Below are 18,794 nucleotides of genomic sequence, written 5' to 3'. Positions count from 1 at the left end.
GCAATGGCCGAGCGACAAAACGTACCCGTGTGGGTGGGGGAGCTGTACTTGGAACTGCACCGCGGTACCCTCACCTCGCAGGCAAATACCAAACTGGGTAACCGGCAGGCAGAAGCTGCACTGCGAGAAGCGGAACTGTGGGCCACCCTGGCTGCGCTCGAAGGCCGCTTCGAATACCCGTACGAGCAGTTGCAGAAACTGTGGGAGAACACGCTGTTACTACAGTTCCACGACATCCTCCCCGGCTCGTCAATCGGGTGGGTGCACGAGGAAGCCGAGCGCGACCACGCGGCCGTGGTAGCTGCCGCCGGAAAGATCGCTGCCGAAGCGTGCGCGGCGCTCGCGGATGGGCAAGACCTGTTCTTCAACGCCGCTGCGGTACCCACCCAGGGGGTGGGAGCGTTCGCCGCGGGAGTTCCTGAACACGTGGCGCCGACCAAACTTGAAACCGTGGATGGTGGTTGGGAGCTGTCTAACGACGCGGTCACTGTGCGAATCGGCGCGGATGGTTTGGTGGAATCGCTGCGCGGCGCGGATGGGCGCGAAGTGGTGCCCCCGGGGGAGCGCTTGGGCCGGTTGAACCTGTACCAAGATTTCCCGAACATGTGGGACGCGTGGGATTTGGACGAGTTCTACAAGGCGAGTGAGCGCACGCTGGTGGCTGACCGGGTTGAAGCCCGCGGTGATCGCGTGGTGGCGCACTATCAGACCAGCAAGTCCAGTTTCACCGTTACCTACGCCCTGCCTGAGGGAGAGGCAGCACTGGAGGTCACGGTGGATGCAAACTGGCAGGAAACCGAGAAGCTGTTGAAGCTGCAGTTCCCGGTGGATGTGCACACGGACCAGGCGGCGTACGAAACACAAATGGGGTACTTGACCCGTCCGATTAACGAGAACACCACCTGGGAGTCCAATAAGTTTGAGGTTGCGGCACACCGATGGGTGCACGTGGCTGAGACCGGTTTTGGAGTGGGGATTGCTAATGAGGCCACTTACGGCTGGTCGCATTCCCGGCATGTCCGCGAGGGCGGGGGTACGTACGTGACGCTTGGGGCGTCTTTGCTGCGCGCTGCTATTTACCCCGATCCGATTCAAGACCGCGGGCACCACACCCGCCACTTCCGAATTTTCCCAGGCGCGGGCTTGAGGGACACGGTTGCTCGAACGCAACGCATGAACGCCCCGCTGCGTCACATCACGGCTGATGCGGCTGCTGATTCGGCCGCACTAAATCGCGAGTGTGCGGTGCCGACGTTCATTGAGGCTGCGGATGGCTTTGTGGTGGAGACCGTGAAGCTTGCGCAAGACCGCAGTGGGGACGTGATTATCCGCGGGTACGAACCTGTGGGGGCGCGGGTGAATGCGCGGATCCAGTTCGACCGGCCCGTAACCGTGAGTGCGGTGGATGTGCTGGAATCCGCGGACACGCACGTGACGCTCCCAAGTGTGGTGACGGAAAATAACGAAACCCACTTCGAGCTCGCTCCGTTCCAGATTGTGACTTTGCGAGTGAAGGCGTAAGCGATGAAGGTCGGTGTTAACTACGTGCCGCGCAGCGGCTGGTTCTACTCTTGGTTGGATTTTGATTCCGATGAGGCTGCGCGCGACTTCGACGCGATCGCTCAGCTTGGTTTGGACCACGTGCGCGTGTTTCCGCTGTGGCCAGTTTTGCAGCCGAACGCGAGCCACATTCGCGCTCAGGCGGTGGAGGATGTGCGCACCCTCGCGCAGTTGGCAACGCAGCGGGGCTTGACCGTGAGTGTGGACGTGCTGCAGGGCCACATGTCGTCGTTCGACTTCTTACCGGCGTGGACGCAAAGTTGGCATCAGAGCAACATTTTCACTGACCCCACGGTGGTGCAGGCACAGGGGGCGCTGGTGCGGGCACTGGCGGAAGCGCTGCGGGACGTCGATGGCACAACGGGGCTTTCGCTCGGTAACGAAATCGTGCAGTTCGCGGCTGAACGCCACCCGTTGCGGCACGAGTTGACGACCCAGCAGGCGGGCGCATGGCTCACCCAACTGCTCAGCACCGCCGAAGAGTACTGGCCGGCGGGGCAGCATTCTTTCTCATTTGATGACGACTTAGTGTTTGAACCCACCCAGCCGTTCACACCGCGGCACGCGTTGGAATGCGGGGATATCATTACGGTGCATTCGTGGGTGTTTGGCAAAATCGGCCAGCATTACGGTAAAGACCATCCGCGATTAGTGTTGCTAGCCCGCTACCTGCTGGAGCTCATGCGCGCCTGGCAGACGGAGTTGGGACAGGTTAAACCCCTGTGGCTGCAAGAAATTGGCGCGCCCCTGAACTACCTGAGTGCCAAGAATGCTCCCGCTTTTGTGTCGCGCACACTGTCGCACGTGGCGGCGGTCCCTGGGGTGGATGCCGTCACCTGGTGGTGTTCGCACGACGTGCATCGCAGCCTCACGGGGTTTCCTGCCGTTGAGTACGATTTGGGTTTATTTGATTCTGAGGGAAACGTGAAACCCGTTGGACAAGCGCTTTCCCAGTGGATTGCAAACCAGGCGCCGCAGCCTGAAACCCCGGATCAAGCTCCGCAGCCTGAAACCCCGGATCAAGCTCCGCAGCCTGAAACCCCGGGCCAGGCTCTGCAGCCTCAAGAACCTGGGGCGCGCCCGATTGCGATTCCCAGTGTTGATCATGAGGATGCGCGCGTGCTGGTGCGGCCCAGCGGGCAAATATTTGAGCAGTGGGCGCAGGCCATTGAACGCGGTGCCCCCCGCGCTCTGCAAGTAACGAAAAACTCGATATAGCTATTGCGTTAGGAAACCTAAGAAGGAAACTATAAGAAAGGAAGATCCCATGCGATCCATAGCAAAGAAGCTCGTGGCGCTCGCTTGTGCCGGCGGTTTAACCCTAGGCATGACGGCATGCACTGGCGGGTCCGGCACCAGCAACGAGGGTGGGGGTGAAAAGAACGCAGCTGCAGGTGAAGTGGAAGGTGACATCACGCTACAAACCTGGTCGCTCAAGAACGACAAATTCACCCCGTACTTTGAAAAGCTCGTTAAAGACTTCGAGAAAGAAAACCCGAAAGTCAAAGTTAAGTGGATGGACCAGCCTGGCGACGGGTACGAAGATAAGCTCCTGCAGCAAGCTAACGCAGATGAGCTTCCCGACGTGGTGAACATTCCCCCAGAGTTCGGCCTGCCCCTAGCTAAAGCCGGTAAACTCATGGACTTGAAGGGGGCGGAAAACAACGACCTCGACAAGTACGTTAAAGGCGGGGTGGAAGCCTACCAGTACCCCGGGGTCGAAGGCTCGTACGGCTACCCGTGGTACCTTGGGGTTTCGTTCAACTACTGGAACAAAGATCTGCTGAAGAAAGCCGGTATTGACAAGGCCCCAGCGAACGAAGAGGAGTTCCTAGCGGACGCGCAGAAAGCAGCCGAGAAGGGTGTGGCCATGGTGTCACAAGCCCCCTCAATCGGAACGCTGTCTGCCCGCGGTGTTAAAGTGTGGGATCCGGATGCACGCAAGTTCACGTTCAACTCTGAAGACGGTGTAAAAATCGTTGAGGAATACGCGAAACTCTACCAGGCGGGCGCTATCCCAGCGGAACTAATCACCGCGGTAGATAAAGGCAACATCGGCAACGAAGCGTTCTACAAAGAAACGCTCGCCGGCATCCAATCCACCCCCTCATTCGCGGACGACGTGGTCACCAACGCCCCCAGTTTGGAAGGAAAAGTGGAGGTAACCGAACCGTGGGAAACCCCGCAACTGCTGGTGCAGGGCGTGGCCGTGGCTAAGAACTCCAAGCATCCGGCAGCAGCGTTAGCGCTCGCGAAGTACCTCACGAATAACGAAAACCAAGTGGCGTTCGTGAAGATCGCTAAAGGGTTCATGCCCGGCACGCAAGAAGGTAACAAAGACGCTGCTAGCTTGCGGGACGGGTCGGAGACAGATCTGATGAAGCAGGCGCTGGACGTATCTGGTAAAACCGTGCAGCGGGCAGAGCTGCTAACCCCTGTGGAAATGTCAGATGAAATGAAAACCGCGGTGTTGCAAGAGATTGCGTTAGCACTGCAGGGTAACAAGACCCCGAAGGAAGCTCTGGACAGCGCGGTGCAAAAGTGCAACGCGATGATCGAGCAGTAAAATCGGGTAGATAATAAGGATCGGGTCATGAAAACACATCGTTGGTATACGCCCTACCTTTTGGCGGGGCCAGCTGTGCTCTGGGTCTTAGTGTTCTCGCTGTGGCCGTTCATTAACACCATTTTCCTCTCGTTCACGAATGCGCGGCCGCTGCGACCAGCTGAGTTCACGGGGTTGGAGAACTACGCGAACCTGTTTCATGACCCCCAGTTTGGGGCGGCACTCATCGTCTCACTCGTGTACGTGGTCGTATGCGTGCCGCTCCTAACTTTCTTACCGCTACTGCTAGCCATGCTGGTGCAAAAGAAGATCCCTGGAATCGGGTTTTTCCGCACCACCTACTACTTCCCGGTGGTTGCGTCCGTGGTGGTTGTGGGCATTATTTGGGCGTGGATTTTTAACTCCCGCGGCATCGTCAATGAGGCCCTGCAGATGGCTGGGCTGGTGGATCAACCCATTAACTTTCTGGTGGACCGGTGGAAGTTGCTGTTGTGTTCCATTGCCCTAACAGTTTGGAAGGGGATGGGCTATTACATGGTCGTTTACTTGGCGGCACTAGCGAATTTGGGGCGTGAGGTTCAAGAGGCCGCAACGCTTGACGGTGCCACCTGGTGGCGGCGTTTCACTTCGATCGTGATTCCGAGTGTTAAAGGCGCGATGGCTCTGGTGTCTGCTCTGGTGTGTGTGGCGGCCGTGAGGATTTTCTCTGAACTGTACGTACTGTCGAATGGTACGGGTGGCCCCGGTGGGTTAGACCAGTCGATCGTGATGCTGATTAAACGGATCGGTTCTGGGTTGAACGGGAACTTGGGGTACGCATCCGCAATGTCGGTGGCCTTGTTCTTCTTAACAGTTGGCCCCCTGTTGTTTGTTGCGTACATGAACTATGGCGGTAAAGCCACGATTGAGAAGTGGCGAAAGGACCGGCAGAAGAAGAAGCGTGCGACCGCGAAACTCGCGGCCCGTGAGGCCGATGCACACCGCAGTGGCATAGCTGCTGCGACTGGGAGTGTGGCTGTGCAGAAAGGTGGAAGGCAATGAGCGCGCAGGTGAAATCGGGGCGCGGTAAAGTGGCGCGGTTGAAGTGGTATCAGCGTGGTTCACTGCCGTATGAGCACGCAACCCCCACCTTGTTTATCGCCAAGTACGTACTTCTGATCTTGCTGCTGATCTTAGCGGTGGGCCCGTTCGTGTGGCAGTTATCTACCTCTTTTAAAGGGGCTGCGGAAGATATTTACCAGTTTCCACCGAACCTCATTCCAATTGAACCAACGATGGCTAACTACGCGGAGGTTGCGCGGCGCATCCCAATTTTGGATTACGGGTTGCATTCGGTGCTGGTGGCGGTGGCAACCGTTGTGTCGAACACGATTTTTGCAACCTTGGCGGGCTATGCGATTGCGTGTATGCAGTTTCGGTTTAAGAAAATTATTATTGGCATCTTTTTGTCTACCCTGCTGCTGCCTGGTGAAGTTACGCTGACCAGCCAGTACTTAACGGTTAAGGGCTTAGGGTTTGATAACTCCCTGGTGGGCGTGTGGTTACCGGGTGCGATCGGGGCGATGAACGTTCTGCTCATGGCGGTTTCGTGCCGGATGATCCCGAAGGATACTTTGGACGCCGCTACAATTGATGGTGCAAACACGTGGCAGCGGATCCGCTACGTAGTGTGGCCAAACGTGAGGGGCATGGTTTCAGTGGTGGCACTGTTCAGTTTTATTGGCGCATGGGACGATTTCTTGTGGCCACTGGTGGTGCTGAACGACCCGGCGAAGTACACCCTGACCGTGGGGATGCAGTACCTGCAGTCTAACTTCGGGTCCAACCCGCGCGTGGTGGCTGCTGGAACCGTGATTGCACTGATTCCTATCATTATTATTTTCTCAACCATGCAGCGGTTCTTCTTCCGCGGCGTTGAAGAAGGAGCTCTTAAAGGCTAATGACACAACCAGAAAATCATATGCACGCAGACCATGCAGGCACCTCAAATGTGAACGACGCTGCTGACGCGCACTCGCTTTCTACCACAGGCGTTGAGGGGAAAGGTGCTCTAACGGGAATTCCATCGCAGCAGTGGCGGCATATGCAGCGGGATGCGTTGGTGGAGTTTTCTAAGAATGCGCAGTTGCCCGGTGGTTTTGGGTATTTGGACGCGAACGGGAAGCATCAGGCTGACCACGGGGTAGAACTGTGGATCAATGGCCGGTTCACCCACGTGTATGCGTGCGAAGTGCTGCGTGGGAACGAGCGGGCGCGCGACCTGTTAGACCACGGTATTCACGCTCTGCTGCATTCGCTGCGGGATCCAGTTAACGACGGTTGGTTCGCGGCAGTAACGACGAACGGGCAGGAACCGTTTACGGATGCGGATCGGATTAAGCAGTCATATTCGCATGCGTTCGTGGTGCTCGCCGCCGCTTCAGCATTGCAAGCAGGGCACCCTCAAGCGCAAGAACTACTGGACGCGGCACTGGGGTTGACGGAGAAGTACTGGTGGGAACCGCAGTTTGGGCGGGTTCGGGAGGCCGCTAACGAAGACTGGTCGGAGTTTGATTCTTACCGCGGAATTAATGCGAATATGCATACGGTGGAGTCTTTCCTAGCGGTTTACGATGCCACGGGGCAGCGGCGTTATTTGGATCGTGCGGTTGCGATTTGCCGGTTTGTGCTGGAGGGTGCGCGTGGTAATGACTGGCGGATTGTGGAGCATTATGCGCAGGATTGGACGCCGCAACCAGAGTACAACCGGGATAAGCCTGCGGACCCGTTCCGCCCGTTCGGTGCAACCGTGGGCCATGCTTTTGAGTGGGCGCGGTTAGCGCTGCAAGCTGCCGTTGTGTATTCGCGTTTAGGAGAAGACGTGGCTTGGGCACAGGATGCGTTCAACTTGATTCACGCGGGCGTTCAGGATGGTTGGGAAGTAGATGGTGCGCCCGGTTTTGTGTACACCACTGATTTTGAGGGACGCCCAGTAACTCACGAGCGGATGCACTGGGTGGTGTGCGAGGCGCTGAACGCAGCATACGTGGCACGCCACGCGCAGGCCGAGTGGGGGCTTGAAGTGGATCCCAAGTATGAGGAATGGGAAGCACAGTGGTGGCAGTACGCGGACAAGTACCTGATTACTGCACCGGGTAAGTGGCGGGAAGAACTGGATCAGAACAACGAACTGTCAGAAAAAACGTGGACAGGTATGCCAGAGATCTACCACGCCTACCAGGCCCTGGTACTGCCCGATGGGGACTACGCGGTTTCCTTCGCCGAGGCAGCGCACGCCTAAAGCTTCTTATACCCCCTAGTCTGAAATACGCTCAGACATTTTAGTTATGCTGAGGATTGAATGGTAACTACCGTGACGTAGGTCTGAATTAGCATGTATGAGCCAAAGAAGGTGTGGGGAGTGGACGAAGAGTTCGGTAACTTGAATGATGTAGAACGCAAAATTATGGAGACGGTTTCGGACCGCACTGGGGTTCGTCCGGAACGTTTCGCCGAGGAAGCTCACGAACGCGGGGTAGAACTATCCGATGTCGTAGACGACTATGAAACGATGGCCACGTATTACGAGTATGGAGAAGACTCCCTAATGTTCCCAGAGGATGACTTCTTCGGGTTTTTCTAGCCGACTGTTGCGATTTGCCGCCCGACAACTAGTCTGGGCGGTCAGAAGCCAACGATCCCACCACACTAAATCCAGTTAGCGTGCGATCAGTGCCCTAGAACTCCTACTACCTTTGGCGTCTAGATGACTATTCTTCTTAGCCATCTAGACGCATGTAGGGCGAGCTAAACCCCGCTATTTCAACGAAACAACGGGGTTTTTGCGGAGATGGCGGGATTTGAACCCGCGAGGGGCGAACGCCCCAACCTCCTTAGCAGGGAGGCGCACTAGGCCACTATGCGACATCTCCAATGGGTAATAGCCTAACGGCCACATAAGATTCTACCAAACTGAACGCACGCAAAACGCCGCGCCATTAAGTGTGCTTAGTGTTACAGCCCGTTGATTTGGAAAAACCCATCGCAGGCAGCTAAAGTTAAACCCAGGTTGAAGCGGTCAACGGTAATTCCGTCCGCTCAAAACTGAGCGCTCGTAGCTCAACGGATAGAGCATCTGACTACGGATCAGAAGGTTGGGGGTTCGAATCCCTTCGAGCGCGCCCCATCTCCTTCTTGGTGAGACCCACCGGGAAGGAGATATTTTAATTTTCCTCCCACTTCCGCCACACCCGGACCGCCTCACCAGCGGCAGCGGCTGTGAACGTCAGTGGACAAGCACCTGCGCATGATCGGCGGACAAGTCTTACACGGACAAGTCTTACAAGGAACGCCGAGCAAACGACTTACAAGTAACGCCGCGCAACCGACTTACAAGTAACGCCGCGCAACCGACTTACAAGTAACGCCGAGCAACCGAAACGGTTTCGGCTCCGTAACCGCCACCAAAAAGATTAGCGTGCACAATCAACATGTGCAGCTGATGTAAACCAATCCGGGATTCCCACCCATCTGCAAGCGCAGACTCCTCGTTGTAACCCGCGTAAATATCCTCTAAATAACGTTGCCCAAACACACCTAGAGCAGCCAAGTCAGACTCCGCATGCCCACCCTGCGCAGCCGGGTCAATCAGCACCCCCGTCACATCCGCCAACGCCGCGCCCTCGCGCGAACCTAAACCCGCGCGCCGCGGCCCCTCAGGCAAATCCGCAGTCGCAGACCAAATCACATTCCCCGTCCACAAATCCCCATGAATCCGCGCCGCCGCAGTGTGCACTAAACCAGGTTGAGGGCTATCAAACTCACCGTCGCGCAAACGCTCACACAAGCGTTCAATCACAGCCGCACCCCGGCCATCAATCGAACCATTATCCACAGCCGGCTTAAGGTTCGGCAAAATCCTATCGCGCGCCAAAAACGCACCCCACGAATCCAAAGCCCGCTCCGCCGACGGATACGCCAACTCACTGCGGCCCATCCACCCATCACCATTCCACCCCGTTGGCGGCTGCCCAAAATAATCCGCGCCCACCGCATGCGTCACCGCCAACGCCCGCCCAAACTGGCGTGCCGCCGCCTTTGTGACCGAACCGGCCCCAACCGCGCGCGTACGCAACTCACCGCGCTTCACACTCACCACTGGCACAACGTGTGCACCACCATACTCCTCACCTTCCGCCAGCCAGGTTAAACTCAACGCTTCAAGCTCAGTGTTAGTAGGATTGATACTGTCCGTTTTAATGTAAACATCATCGATTCTAGAAATACCCATGCAACTACCCTCTCACGCATAATGCTCTAATGAGCGTCCATGCGATAGGGTAACGGGGGAGCGAAGGAGGCATCATGGAAGAAACCGTAGAGCAAATAGAAGATTTGCTATCGCAAAGTATCACCGCGAAAAACGCGAAACAGGTTTCCGCCCTAATAACCTCCCTGAGCATCCCCGAGCTCACCGCGCTCGTGGAACGCATCCCGAAAGCTAAAGCGGCGGTGGTGCTGCGCCTACTTGACCTAGACCGCGCCTCGCGCCTATTCGAAACGCTCGACCCCGCACACCAAGCGGACCTCATCACGGCGCTGCGCACCGAAGAAGTACTCGAGTTCTTCGACGAACTAGATCCAGACGACCGAGTTTCCCTACTGGACGAACTACCACAATCCGTAGCTCGCAAACTGTTCTCAAACCTCACAAAACAAGAACGCGAGTCCACCAGCAAACTACTCGGGTTTCCAAAAGACGTAATCGGCCGCCACATGTCTCCAGAAATCGTGGACATCCACGACGACATGACAGTCGGCGACGCGCTCGCAATCGTCCGGCACGTAGCAAACGACATGGAAACCATCTACACCCTGCCGGTAGTAGATAGGCAACGCAAACTCGTTGGCGTCACCTCGCTGCGGGAACTGTTTATGGCGGAATCGTCAACCATAATTTCGGAACTCATGACAGAAGCCGTGCGCGCCCACGTGAACGACGACGCCGAAACCACAGCCCGCTGGTTCCTCCCCCTAGACCTACTGGCCATGCCGATCGTGGACAGTCAAGAACGCTACGTCGGCCTCCTAATGTGGGACGACGCCGCAGATATCGTTGAAGTTGAGGACACCGAAGACTCCGCGCGTTCAGGTGCGTCCGAACCGTTGGGCCAACCCTATCTCGCGACCCCAGTGCTACGGATCGTGCGGTCCCGTATAGTCTGGCTGCTGGTGCTGGCACTATCCGCAATCCTCACCGTGCACGTGCTCGACACGTTCGAATCCACACTCGACAAAGTCGTTACCCTAGCCCTGTTCATCCCCCTTCTCACCGGTACGGGTGGGAACACCGGTAACCAAGCAGCCACCACCGTCACCCGTGCCCTCGCACTCGGAGACGTAGAGAAACGCGACGTTGTGCGCGTACTAGGCCGGGAAGTTCGCGTTGGCTTCACCCTCGGTGCCGTGCTTGGTGGAATCGGATTCATCCTCGCCTCCCTCGTGTTCAACTACCAGATCGGCCTGGTTATTGGGCTGACACTGCTGTCCATCTGCACGATGGCCGCTTCCGTCGGTGGCGTAATGCCGATCATCGCCCGGGTGGTGGGCGCAGACCCCGCAGTGTTCTCCAACCCCTTCATCTCCACGTTCTGTGACGCCACCGGCCTGATCCTCTACTTCCTCATCGCCAAAACCGTACTCGGAATATAAACAAACAGAAGGTGCTTGCACCGCCCGCGCAAGTACCTCAAACGAAAATAAAACCGCCCCCATGGTTACATGTACAACACGCTATGGGGGCGGGCTATGTGCACGCCAACTAATCGGCAGCGCACCGGGCGCAAACGCAGAAATGTGATTTACGAATTTCCGCTTGTTCCATTTCTGCGAAGTCTGAGAAGATCGAAAGCTGAAGAACAATGTGGAGAAAGAAGGCTCGGCTTTGTCAGTTGGCAAAGAAGAAGGGTTCAAGCAACCAGACGAAAACAACAGCGGGGAAATCCGCATCCCAGGCGTAAAACGCGTATTCACCCCCAGCAGGATCCTCGTGGTACTACTCGTGCCACTAGCAATGTCGTTGGTGGCCGTGTCATCCGTGAACGTCGCGCTCCCAACAATCGGCAAATCCCTACAGGCTTCCGACGCGAGCTTGCAGTGGGTGCTGTCTGGCTACGCCCTCGCGATCGGTATCTCCCTAATTCCTGCGGGGCGGCTGGGGGACCTTTTCGGACGGGGCCTACTGTTCCAAATCGGCTTGGTGATATTCACCATCGGCTCCGCCCTGTGCGCAATCTCTTCCGACCCGACGCACCTGAACATTTTTCGTATCATCCAAGGCATCGGCGGGGGTATCTACTCTCCGCAGATTATGGGGATTATCCAACAAACCTTCTCTGGCCAAGCCCGGGCGCGAGCGTTCGGCTTGTTCGGCATGGTGGTTGCGGTTGCGGTTGCTGTGGGGCCACCGATTGCCGGGGCGATCATTAACCTGTTCGGCCCAACCATTGGGTGGCGCTACACATTCATGATGTACCTGCCCCTCGGCCTGCTTGGTATCGCACTCGCATTCATCTGGCTGCCGTTTGAACGCGAACGAATGTGGATTCGGCGGCGGCGTGCTCGCAAGCAAGCGCGGCGCGACAACCGCCGAAATAAACGTGAAAACCGGGGGCAAAGCCCCGCTGCAGCACAGCCTGACGCGACCAGCGGCGAGCCGCGATCCAAGCAGAAGATTGACCTTGACCCCGTTGGGGCGCTACTCGTTACCGCCGCAGTACTGGGAATTATGCTGCCGTTCACTTCCCACACTTTCAAGTGGTGGCTGCTGCTGGTTTTCGCCGCGGGCATCGGGCTGCTGTTCGCCTGGTACGCGTGGGAGAACTGGTATAAGAACCGCGGTAACTACGCGATGGTGGATCCAGATCTGCTGCGGATCCCCTCATTTTCCTTCGGTACAGCCGTGTCCGGCGCGTACTTCTTAGGGTCCACGTCCATATTCGTAATCTCCGCTATTTTCCTGCAAAACGGTCTTGCGTTCAGTGCTCTGGCGGCCGGGAGCTTCTCAGTACCAAACGCCCTGGTTTCTATGTTTGCGGCCCGCTGGTCTTCCGAACGGGCACTCACCTGGGGGCGTTCCGTTATCCAAATCGCGCTCGGCACAATGATGGTCGGTACCGCACTGACCGCCGTCGTGGTGGCGTGTCACGAAATGTTTGGCCTATCTATCTACTGGGTGATTCTAACGCTGGCTATACTCGGGTTCGGACAAGGCGCGGTTGGGTCTGCCAACCAAACCCTGTCCCTAGATGAGGTGCCCGTCAAACACGGTGGTGCTGCCGGTGGGGTTAAACAAACTGTGGAACGCCTCGCCACCGCAATCGGTAACGCGATCATCACCGCAGTGTTCTTCGCAGCAGTGCCCGCGGTGGGATACTCGTGGGGAACCGTGACCGCGCTGTGCATCGTGCTAGGTATCCAAACCATTGCGATAAGCATCGGCTGGGTCGACAAACGTCGCGCCGACCGGCTCCGCAAATAAGACCGAAGGCCGGTATGCATCGCAGGCAATCGCACGCGTTCAGGTGCGAAGTACCTCAGCGTTGTGACGCGGGAGGGGTAAGCACCTGGGGTGGCGTAAACACCCAGGGGGAGTGGGGCATGCGCGCCAACTCGAAGCGGTGCAAAAACTGCTTGGCAGTGGTGGCTTGAACCCCGACCGACCTGGCAATTATTTCGGTAACGTCACTCACCGAGTACCCCAGGGTCAGGAGGTCACGCAAAGTCACCGCACCATCGCGCTTAGCTAGCCGGTCTCCGCGCGCATTCACAACCAGGGGTACGTGCACGTATGTGGGCTGAGTGAACCCTAACTCGTGGGCTAAATACGCTTGCGTTGCCGAGGTCTGCAGCAAGTCGTCCGCCCGCACCACCTGATCCACCCCAGCGTGCGCATCGTCAACCACCGCCGCGAGGTTATACGCCACCGCGCCGTCCCCCCGTTGTAGAACCACGCAGTCAATCGGGTCCGTCCGCTTACCCCAAACCGCGTCTTCAATCGGCCACGTTTCCACTTGAGGGTTCAAACGCCACGCCGGGCGACGCCCTTGCTGCAGCAGCTCGGCGCGTTTGCGATCGCGCTGGTGCGCATCCAGATTCCGACACGTCCCCGGGTAGTGGCCCACTTGACCATTTGGTGCGACCGCGGCCTCTCGGATTTGTTTGCGCGAGCAAAAACACTCAAACAGCAATCCCTTAGACCGCAGTGTTTCCAGCGCCCGCAAATGATCGGCGCGACGCGTTGATTGATACTGCACCGGCCCATCCCAGTCCAACCCCAGCATCCGCAAGTCCTGCACCTGACGGGCCGCTGCCCCCTCACGCACCCTATCTATATCTTCTACCCGCAGAACGAAACGGCGCCCAGTTTGCCTAGCCAGCGTCCACGCCAACAACGCGGTCCGCAAGTTACCCACGTGCAGGTCCCCAGACGGGCTGGGAGCGAAACGACCAGTATTACTCACCCCCTTATTTTATGTGCGCAAGCAGCCACGTGGTTGATGGACGGTGACTCTATGCGCGTATTTTACGTGTGCGTGTGGCCGCGCGGGTTACGGGCCGGTGATTCTACTCGCACGAGTAGCCACGTGGTTTACGGGCCGGTGGGAATGGGGTATAAACTGGCCGCTGGGAGGGGTTTCATGAGGTTTTCCAACCGCCGGCGCACGAAGTTAAAACGCGGCTACGGTGCCGGTAAAAACGGTAAACAGCCCGAAGCGAATCCCGGCGAAAATCGCGCGCAGCCCGAAGCGAATGCCCGCATCTACCACCTCAACCCCTATGCACTGATTTTTATTGGCGGAGCACTTGGTGCCTCCACCCGCGCGGGAGTCGATGCGCTTGTCAGCGGTGGGTTCAGTTTATTCACCGGGCCTGCGATTACCCTCATGCAGGTAGAAACCCAACTTGCAACTTCAACGGTACTGGTGAACGTGGTGGGTGCGTTCCTAATGGGGGTACTTACTGGCGTGTGGGCGCGTAAACGCGGCAATAACCCCAGTTGGGATCGGATTAAACTACTTGCCGGCACGGGTTTCTTAGGGGCGTTCACCACCTATTCGTCGTTCGCACTGGCATTAGCGCGTGAGGTGTCACAGGGCGCGGCTTTCTCCGCGGTGATCCAGGGTGGTTTGGTGCTGCTGCTCGGCTACGTGGCGGTGTTTTCAGGCATGTTCATTGGCAAACTCGGGCAAGGAACCGCAGGGCCACAAAAACAGGCTGGGGGACCGGGATGATCGCTTGGATACTACTGCCGTTCGCAGGCGGGCTTGGAGCACTGTGCCGGTACGCAACGGAACTACGGTTACGCGGGTTTTTGAGCGCTCACACGGGGTCCACCACACTGTCGCCCTATTTGGATGAGGCCGCCCGCACCTCCGTGTGGCGGATCAGCGCACTCGCGTGGCCCATTATGTTGATTAACCTAATCGGCTCGTTCGTAATGGGCGTGCTGTTCGGGTTCCTATCGCAATACGCGGGAGTGTGGCTGGTGGTCGCCACCGGGTTTTTGGGTGGCTACACCACGTTCTCAACGGCCATGATGGACGTGTACACCATGGCACGCGTAGCCCGATCAGCCCGCACCTGGGCGGCCGCATGCTTAACCTGTGTGGGCACCGCGGTCCTGTGCGTGCTCACCGCCGGGCTAGGCCTTTGGTTATCTACCTGAAGTGCGCGAGGCTTCCACTTGGGGCGCTAAGTTTCCGCTCCTGAGGGTTGCTACGCACCACGCGCCGCCCAAGCGTTACCCGTTAGCGGCGCCTGCGTTTAAGCCCAATTCCCACTGCTGTGAGCGCACCTCCAGCTAGCAGCAGCGGTACTATCGCCAGCGCTCCCGTGCGGGCAATCCCAGACTTGTGGGCGCCATTTGCGCGCTGGTTCTGCTGCGCTCCGCCTTGCTGGGATGGTTCGGAAGCCCCGGTAGTTGGCTTCGGCGCTGGGGTACTTGGAGTCCCCGCTCCGCCGGAAGATCCACCGGCAGGCCCCTCAGAAGACCCGTCAGAAGGACCAGCAGAGGGTCCCTCGGAAGAACCGCCGGAAGGGTTGGAAGAAGGCTCATCGCCCGGAACGATCCCGGTGGCTGGTTTGGGGTAGTCCGGTTCGGGCACGGCTTCCAGTTCCGCACTCGGGGGTTCGGGTTGCTGCCGGAAGTTCAGTTCTGCAACATGTGTGAACGGTTGCCCCTTCACATCCGCGCCCGCTTTCAGCATCACGTACCGCGCTTTCACCGGCCCATCGGCCTCTAAGTCAACGCGTTGGTGCTCGTACACAGCGTTTGGCCACTGGCCTTGCGCCACCGGTTTGAATGCGTCCTCAGAATCAAGTGGGAACGCCGCCACCCCATCCGTGTTACCCGCGGCGGGGGTACCGTAATCGTCTGCACCCGGCTGGGGCAGTTCAGTGTCGGTCGCGACCTTGAACTCGTATTCACCAATCTGCCCGTTCTGCACCGCTCCCGTTTGCCGCGGCGTGTAAATCGCACCGGTCAGGTCGTATTCCTTCCCCAGGTCCACTACTAAATAATGAGGGGGCGCGTCCTCTTGTGGTGTCCACCGCGTGTGCCAATACGTCTGCGGGTCCCCATCGATAGCGGCGGTCGCTAAACCAGAGGGGCGGGCCTCCCCCTCGGTGGCCTGTGAATCCCACGCCACTACTTTCGCAGCTCCCATGGGCACCACCCCGGTGTCAACCACCGTGGTCGAGCATTCGCGCACCAACTGGTCACCCGCTGCCTCTAACGTGACCTGCAGTTTCGCGGTGCCCGCCGTGTCCTCTGGGGCGCGTACCTTAACCGTAGTGGTTTTGGCGCCGTCAGCGGCATCACTGAAGCGCGCGGGCTTAGTGAGGGCCCGCTGGTTGTACTCATCAATCGGTTCCGCACCTTCTTGCTGCACGTCCCTCGGTGCAATCGCAACTGCGGGGGAGACCTGCCAGTTTTGCGGCACCGAAGTGCGTAGTTTCGCGTTCCCCGAAATCCCCTGGGTTGTGATCGCCACTTCCGCCTGCTGGCCAGCGTTGATCTGTGCGGGGCAGCTAACTGTCAGCGAAGTCGTCCCCGTAAGCGTGTACCAAGTGTCCGCTTGCGCCTCAAACTTAACTACCCCATCTTTACGAGTGGTTTTAACTTCGTTGTCATCCGCATCCCGAACCACAACGGGGCCTTGGGCTAGGGCAGTGCGAATACTCAACGTTTGCGTATCCTGCGAATGTACCTCAATAGTGGTGGCTTGCCCGTCTTTCCACGGGGTATTGACCGTCACGTTGCGCGGTGCCCGCAACCCAGAAACGGAACCGGACCGCCACGCCCCCGGAAGCGCTGGGAGTACGTCAATCACCTGGTCATTGCCATGCAGCAGCATTTGCGCTACCCCCGAGGTACCCCCAAAGTTCCCATCAATCTGGAACGGCGGGTGCACGTCCCACAGGTTCGGGTACGTCGATTGTGTCAGTAGTTGCCGCAGCATCAAATGCGCATGGTCGCCGTCACCTAGCCGCGCCCAGAAGTTAACTTTCCACGCTTTCGACCAGCCCGTTCCACCGTCCCCACGGTCTTGCAGCGTCCCTTTCGCCGCGTCAGCTAGTTCCGGCGTGGTGGCCGGTGAGATTGCTTCCCCTGGGAACAGGGCGTACAGGTGCGATGTGTGCCGGTGATGCGGCTCCCCCGACTGTTCCAGCGCAGGGTCTTTCCATTCCTGTACTTTCCCGTTGTGCACCCGCAGGCCTTTATCCGTTTTCTTGAGGGTCTGCGCGAGCCCTTCGGTGAAGCTGTCGCTAACCCCCAGGTCTGTAGCGGCCGCGAGCGTGGAGGTGAATAGTTCGGTGATTATTTGCTGACTCATCGCGGCCCCAGCGGTGTAGTAGCCGTGTTCAGGCGAGTACGAGGGGTTCAACACTAGGGATCCGTCGCGCGGGTCTTCGCGCAGAAAGTCTTGGTAGAACTCAGAGGTGGCCTTTAACATCGGGTACGCGCGGTCCCTCAAGAAGGTTTTGTCGTTGCTGTAGAGGTAGCGCTGGTAGAAACCTTGTGCGAGCCACGCGTTCGCTTCTGGGTACCATGAGGCCGTGGGCCAGTCGAATACGCCCGTGAACCCCCAGGGGTTGGTTTCGTTCATCACCACCCAGCCGCGCGCGTCGAACAGTTCTTTTGCGGTCACCTGCCCGGCTTCCGCCAGGTCGGAGGTGAAGTTCAGGTACGGGTCGTAGGTTTCCGCGAGGTTCGTGGTGAGGGCAGGCCAGTAGTTCATCTGCAAGTTAATGTTCGAGTGGAAATCCGCTGACCACGGTGGGTTGTTTTTGCGGGTCCACACGCCTTGCAGGTTCGCGGGTTGGGAGCCTTCGCGCGAGGAGGAGATGAGGAGGTACCTGCCGTATTGGAAGTAGAGTGTTTCGAGGTATCGGTCCGCGTCGGTGGTTCCTTGGTACGCGCGCACCAATTGCTCTGTGGTGGTGTTTGGCGTGGGCGCGTTTAGATCCAGCTTCACCCGGTTGAACAGATGCTGATAGTCCTGCACGTGTTCGGCCCGCAGGGTTGCGAACGGGGTTGCGGCGGCCCGTGCTATTTTGCGGTCTACCGCGGTCTTTGGTGCTGTTTGTGTGCGGTAGTTAGGGAATGCTTGCGCGTAGTTGGTGCCGCCCGCCCAGATTATGGTGGCGCTGTCGGCGTCTTTAACGGTTAGGTCACCATTTTCCCCCGCCGTCACCGTGCCACCTTCCGTAACTACCTGCACTTTGCCGTAGTACTGCAACCCGTTGTCGGGGCTTTTACCACTTAGCGTAATCGCGTTTCCTTCTGCTTTTACTTCAGCTTCAGAAAGCGCTTGAGGGGTTTTCAACTCGGGGGTCAACCCCCGGTCGTAGGTGAGGTGGAAGTTCACAGCCGCGCCTTGGTTTGCACTGATGTGCTGGGCAATAACCCCGGCGGGGTAAGAGGCGATGGCTTCGCGTTTAAACTGGGTTTGCCCCACGTTGTACTGCACGCCCGCAACGGCTTGGTCGATGTCTAGGTGGCGCTCGTATTGCGTGTAGTTCTGCGCATTTGGGGTGTCTACTTTGAGGATCCCGAAGTTTTGGTAGTTACCGTATCCGGCCTTGGGGTGTCCGATTGAGCTGATTAGTTCTTGCGACGCTTCCAGGCTGCCGTTCGTGTCAATGGTTTCTTGGATTTTCTTCAGGTTCGCTTTTTTCTGCTTGAGGAGGTCGGCTGGTGGATTGCCGTAGTTGTACCCCTCAGTTCCTGGCCCGCCGGTCCATAGTGTGTCTTCGTTGAGGACAATCTGTTCGGCCCCCACCTGCCCGTAGAGGGTGGCGCCCATCGAGCCGTTACCAATGGGGAGTACTTCGTGTTCCCACCCGTCGGTGGAGCCGTCGGCGTCGGTTATGACCCCGGGTTTGTTGTACCGCAAAATCATGTTGGCCTGCGTATTCTCGATTCTGTTTTCGCCGCTGCGCGGGCTGGTTTGAGTGGTGGCGAAACTGGCGATGGGAGCCAGTATTAATGAGGCGGTCAGAACGCCCCCTATTAGCTTGCCAAATCTGCGCATGATTTTCTTTTCTATATCGGCGTCACTGCCGGTAGGCCGGGTTAGATTACGAAACAGCGTGCTCGAAGCTGAGCACTTACGAAAGAATAACA

The 18,794-nt window shown here is 58.1% G+C and carries 14 protein-coding genes and 2 tRNA genes; 12 read left to right on the top strand and 4 right to left on the bottom strand.

All coding sequences use genetic code 11. The features are described from left to right. The first annotated feature begins 3 nt into the window (after positions 1 to 3). The 7 genes from CJ187_RS07140 (at position 4) to CJ187_RS07110 (ending at position 7,748) form a co-directional block, all read left to right on the top strand. Positions 4 to 1,521, top strand: coding sequence for a glycoside hydrolase family 38 C-terminal domain-containing protein (locus CJ187_RS07140; RefSeq protein WP_350223587.1), 1,518 nt, complete (start codon positions 4 to 6; stop codon positions 1,519 to 1,521). Between the two features lie 3 nt (positions 1,522 to 1,524). Beyond that, entirely contained in the window at positions 1,525 to 2,778 is a 1,254-nt protein-coding gene (locus tag CJ187_RS07135) for a glycoside hydrolase 5 family protein (protein ID WP_102216886.1), read from the top strand. Positions 2,779 to 2,827: 49 nt separating this feature from the next. Beyond that, a complete protein-coding gene (locus tag CJ187_RS07130) occupies positions 2,828 to 4,126 on the top strand; it encodes an extracellular solute-binding protein (RefSeq protein WP_102216885.1) in 1,299 nt (432 codons plus the stop codon). A 27-nt stretch (positions 4,127 to 4,153) separates the two neighbouring features. Beyond that, entirely contained in the window at positions 4,154 to 5,167 is a 1,014-nt protein-coding gene (locus tag CJ187_RS07125) for a carbohydrate ABC transporter permease (protein WP_102216884.1), read from the top strand. Continuing rightward, positions 5,164 to 6,066: a carbohydrate ABC transporter permease gene (locus CJ187_RS07120; protein WP_102216883.1), complete on the top strand. Its 903-nt coding sequence runs from the start codon at positions 5,164 to 5,166 to the stop codon at positions 6,064 to 6,066. Before CJ187_RS07125 ends, CJ187_RS07120 begins: the two co-directional genes overlap by 4 nt. Further along, positions 6,066 to 7,406, top strand: coding sequence for an AGE family epimerase/isomerase (locus tag CJ187_RS07115; RefSeq protein ID WP_102216882.1), 1,341 nt, complete (start codon positions 6,066 to 6,068; stop codon positions 7,404 to 7,406). The genes CJ187_RS07120 and CJ187_RS07115 overlap by 1 nt, the downstream gene beginning before the upstream one ends. A gap of 93 nt (positions 7,407 to 7,499) precedes the next feature. After that, complete coding sequence (locus CJ187_RS07110) at positions 7,500 to 7,748, top strand: hypothetical protein (RefSeq protein ID WP_102216881.1); 249 nt, start codon at positions 7,500 to 7,502, stop codon at positions 7,746 to 7,748. Between the two features lie 202 nt (positions 7,749 to 7,950). Here CJ187_RS07110 and CJ187_RS07105 read toward each other — a convergent pair. Then, positions 7,951 to 8,037 (bottom strand) — tRNA-Ser (locus CJ187_RS07105). 176 nt (positions 8,038 to 8,213) lie between these two features. On the opposite strand from CJ187_RS07105, the gene CJ187_RS07100 reads away from it, so the two are divergent. Continuing rightward, a tRNA-Arg gene (locus tag CJ187_RS07100) sits at positions 8,214 to 8,286 on the top strand. A gap of 233 nt (positions 8,287 to 8,519) precedes the next feature. Here the strand turns inward: CJ187_RS07100 and CJ187_RS07095 are convergent. Continuing rightward, positions 8,520 to 9,395, bottom strand: coding sequence for a fructosamine kinase family protein (locus CJ187_RS07095; RefSeq protein ID WP_102216880.1), 876 nt, complete (start codon positions 9,393 to 9,395; stop codon positions 8,520 to 8,522). Between the two features lie 74 nt (positions 9,396 to 9,469). On the opposite strand from CJ187_RS07095, the gene mgtE reads away from it, so the two are divergent. Together mgtE and CJ187_RS07085 are read left to right on the top strand one after the other, a co-directional pair. Then, complete coding sequence (gene mgtE / locus CJ187_RS07090) at positions 9,470 to 10,816, top strand: magnesium transporter (RefSeq protein WP_102216879.1); 1,347 nt, start codon at positions 9,470 to 9,472, stop codon at positions 10,814 to 10,816. 211 nt (positions 10,817 to 11,027) lie between these two features. Continuing rightward, the gene (locus CJ187_RS07085; protein WP_233187382.1) at positions 11,028 to 12,644 is read left to right on the top strand and encodes an MFS transporter; all 1,617 of its coding nucleotides are present in this window, start codon (positions 11,028 to 11,030) and stop codon (positions 12,642 to 12,644) included. Positions 12,645 to 12,699: 55 nt separating this feature from the next. Here CJ187_RS07085 and gluQRS read toward each other — a convergent pair whose 3' ends face one another. Beyond that, the gene (gluQRS, locus tag CJ187_RS07080) at positions 12,700 to 13,626 is read right to left on the bottom strand and encodes a tRNA glutamyl-Q(34) synthetase GluQRS (protein ID WP_102216878.1); all 927 of its coding nucleotides are present in this window, start codon (positions 13,624 to 13,626) and stop codon (positions 12,700 to 12,702) included. Positions 13,627 to 13,803: 177 nt separating this feature from the next. Here gluQRS and CJ187_RS07075 point away from each other — a divergent pair, with 177 nt between their 5' ends. Both CJ187_RS07075 and CJ187_RS07070 read left to right on the top strand, forming a co-directional pair. Continuing rightward, positions 13,804 to 14,397 (top strand): fluoride efflux transporter FluC, encoded by a 594-nt coding sequence (locus CJ187_RS07075; RefSeq protein ID WP_158237752.1) that lies wholly within the window; start codon positions 13,804 to 13,806, stop codon positions 14,395 to 14,397. Beyond that, positions 14,394 to 14,831: a fluoride efflux transporter FluC gene (locus CJ187_RS07070; protein WP_102216876.1), complete on the top strand. Its 438-nt coding sequence runs from the start codon at positions 14,394 to 14,396 to the stop codon at positions 14,829 to 14,831. Before CJ187_RS07075 ends, CJ187_RS07070 begins: the two co-directional genes overlap by 4 nt. Before the next feature lie 82 nt (positions 14,832 to 14,913). Here the strand turns inward: CJ187_RS07070 and CJ187_RS07065 are convergent, their stop codons facing one another. Beyond that, positions 14,914 to 18,702, bottom strand: a complete 3,789-nt coding sequence (locus tag CJ187_RS07065; protein ID WP_146003109.1) for a glycosyl hydrolase family 95 catalytic domain-containing protein — start codon at positions 18,700 to 18,702, stop codon at positions 14,914 to 14,916. Positions 18,703 to 18,794: the final 92 nt, after the last annotated feature.

Origin of the sequence: Gleimia hominis (assembly GCF_002871945.2) — a bacterium.
GTDB classification, from domain to species: domain Bacteria; phylum Actinomycetota; class Actinomycetes; order Actinomycetales; family Actinomycetaceae; genus Gleimia; species Gleimia hominis_A.
Note: the sequence above shows the minus strand (reverse complement) of the source record. Positions and strands in the feature narration are given on the sequence as shown.

Excerpts from the sequence above, each read along its gene's own strand:
- CJ187_RS07070 (WP_102216876.1), top strand. The coding sequence starts at position 14,394 with ATGATCGCTTGGATACTACTGCCGTTCGCAGGCGGGCTTGGAGCACTG.
- CJ187_RS07125 (WP_102216884.1), top strand. The coding sequence starts at position 4,154 with ATGAAAACACATCGTTGGTATACGCCCTACCTTTTGGCGGGGCCAGCT.
- CJ187_RS07115 (WP_102216882.1), top strand. The coding sequence starts at position 6,066 with ATGACACAACCAGAAAATCATATGCACGCAGACCATGCAGGCACCTCA.
- mgtE (WP_102216879.1), top strand. The coding sequence starts at position 9,470 with ATGGAAGAAACCGTAGAGCAAATAGAAGATTTGCTATCGCAAAGTATC.
- CJ187_RS07075 (WP_158237752.1), top strand. The coding sequence starts at position 13,804 with ATGAGGTTTTCCAACCGCCGGCGCACGAAGTTAAAACGCGGCTACGGT.
- CJ187_RS07135 (WP_102216886.1), top strand. The coding sequence starts at position 1,525 with ATGAAGGTCGGTGTTAACTACGTGCCGCGCAGCGGCTGGTTCTACTCT.
- CJ187_RS07110 (WP_102216881.1), top strand. The coding sequence starts at position 7,500 with ATGTATGAGCCAAAGAAGGTGTGGGGAGTGGACGAAGAGTTCGGTAAC.
- CJ187_RS07065 (WP_146003109.1), bottom strand. The coding sequence starts at position 18,702 with ATGCGCAGATTTGGCAAGCTAATAGGGGGCGTTCTGACCGCCTCATTA.
- CJ187_RS07140 (WP_350223587.1), top strand. The coding sequence starts at position 4 with ATGGCCGAGCGACAAAACGTACCCGTGTGGGTGGGGGAGCTGTACTTG.
- CJ187_RS07130 (WP_102216885.1), top strand. The coding sequence starts at position 2,828 with ATGCGATCCATAGCAAAGAAGCTCGTGGCGCTCGCTTGTGCCGGCGGT.
- CJ187_RS07120 (WP_102216883.1), top strand. The coding sequence starts at position 5,164 with ATGAGCGCGCAGGTGAAATCGGGGCGCGGTAAAGTGGCGCGGTTGAAG.
- CJ187_RS07095 (WP_102216880.1), bottom strand. The coding sequence starts at position 9,395 with ATGGGTATTTCTAGAATCGATGATGTTTACATTAAAACGGACAGTATC.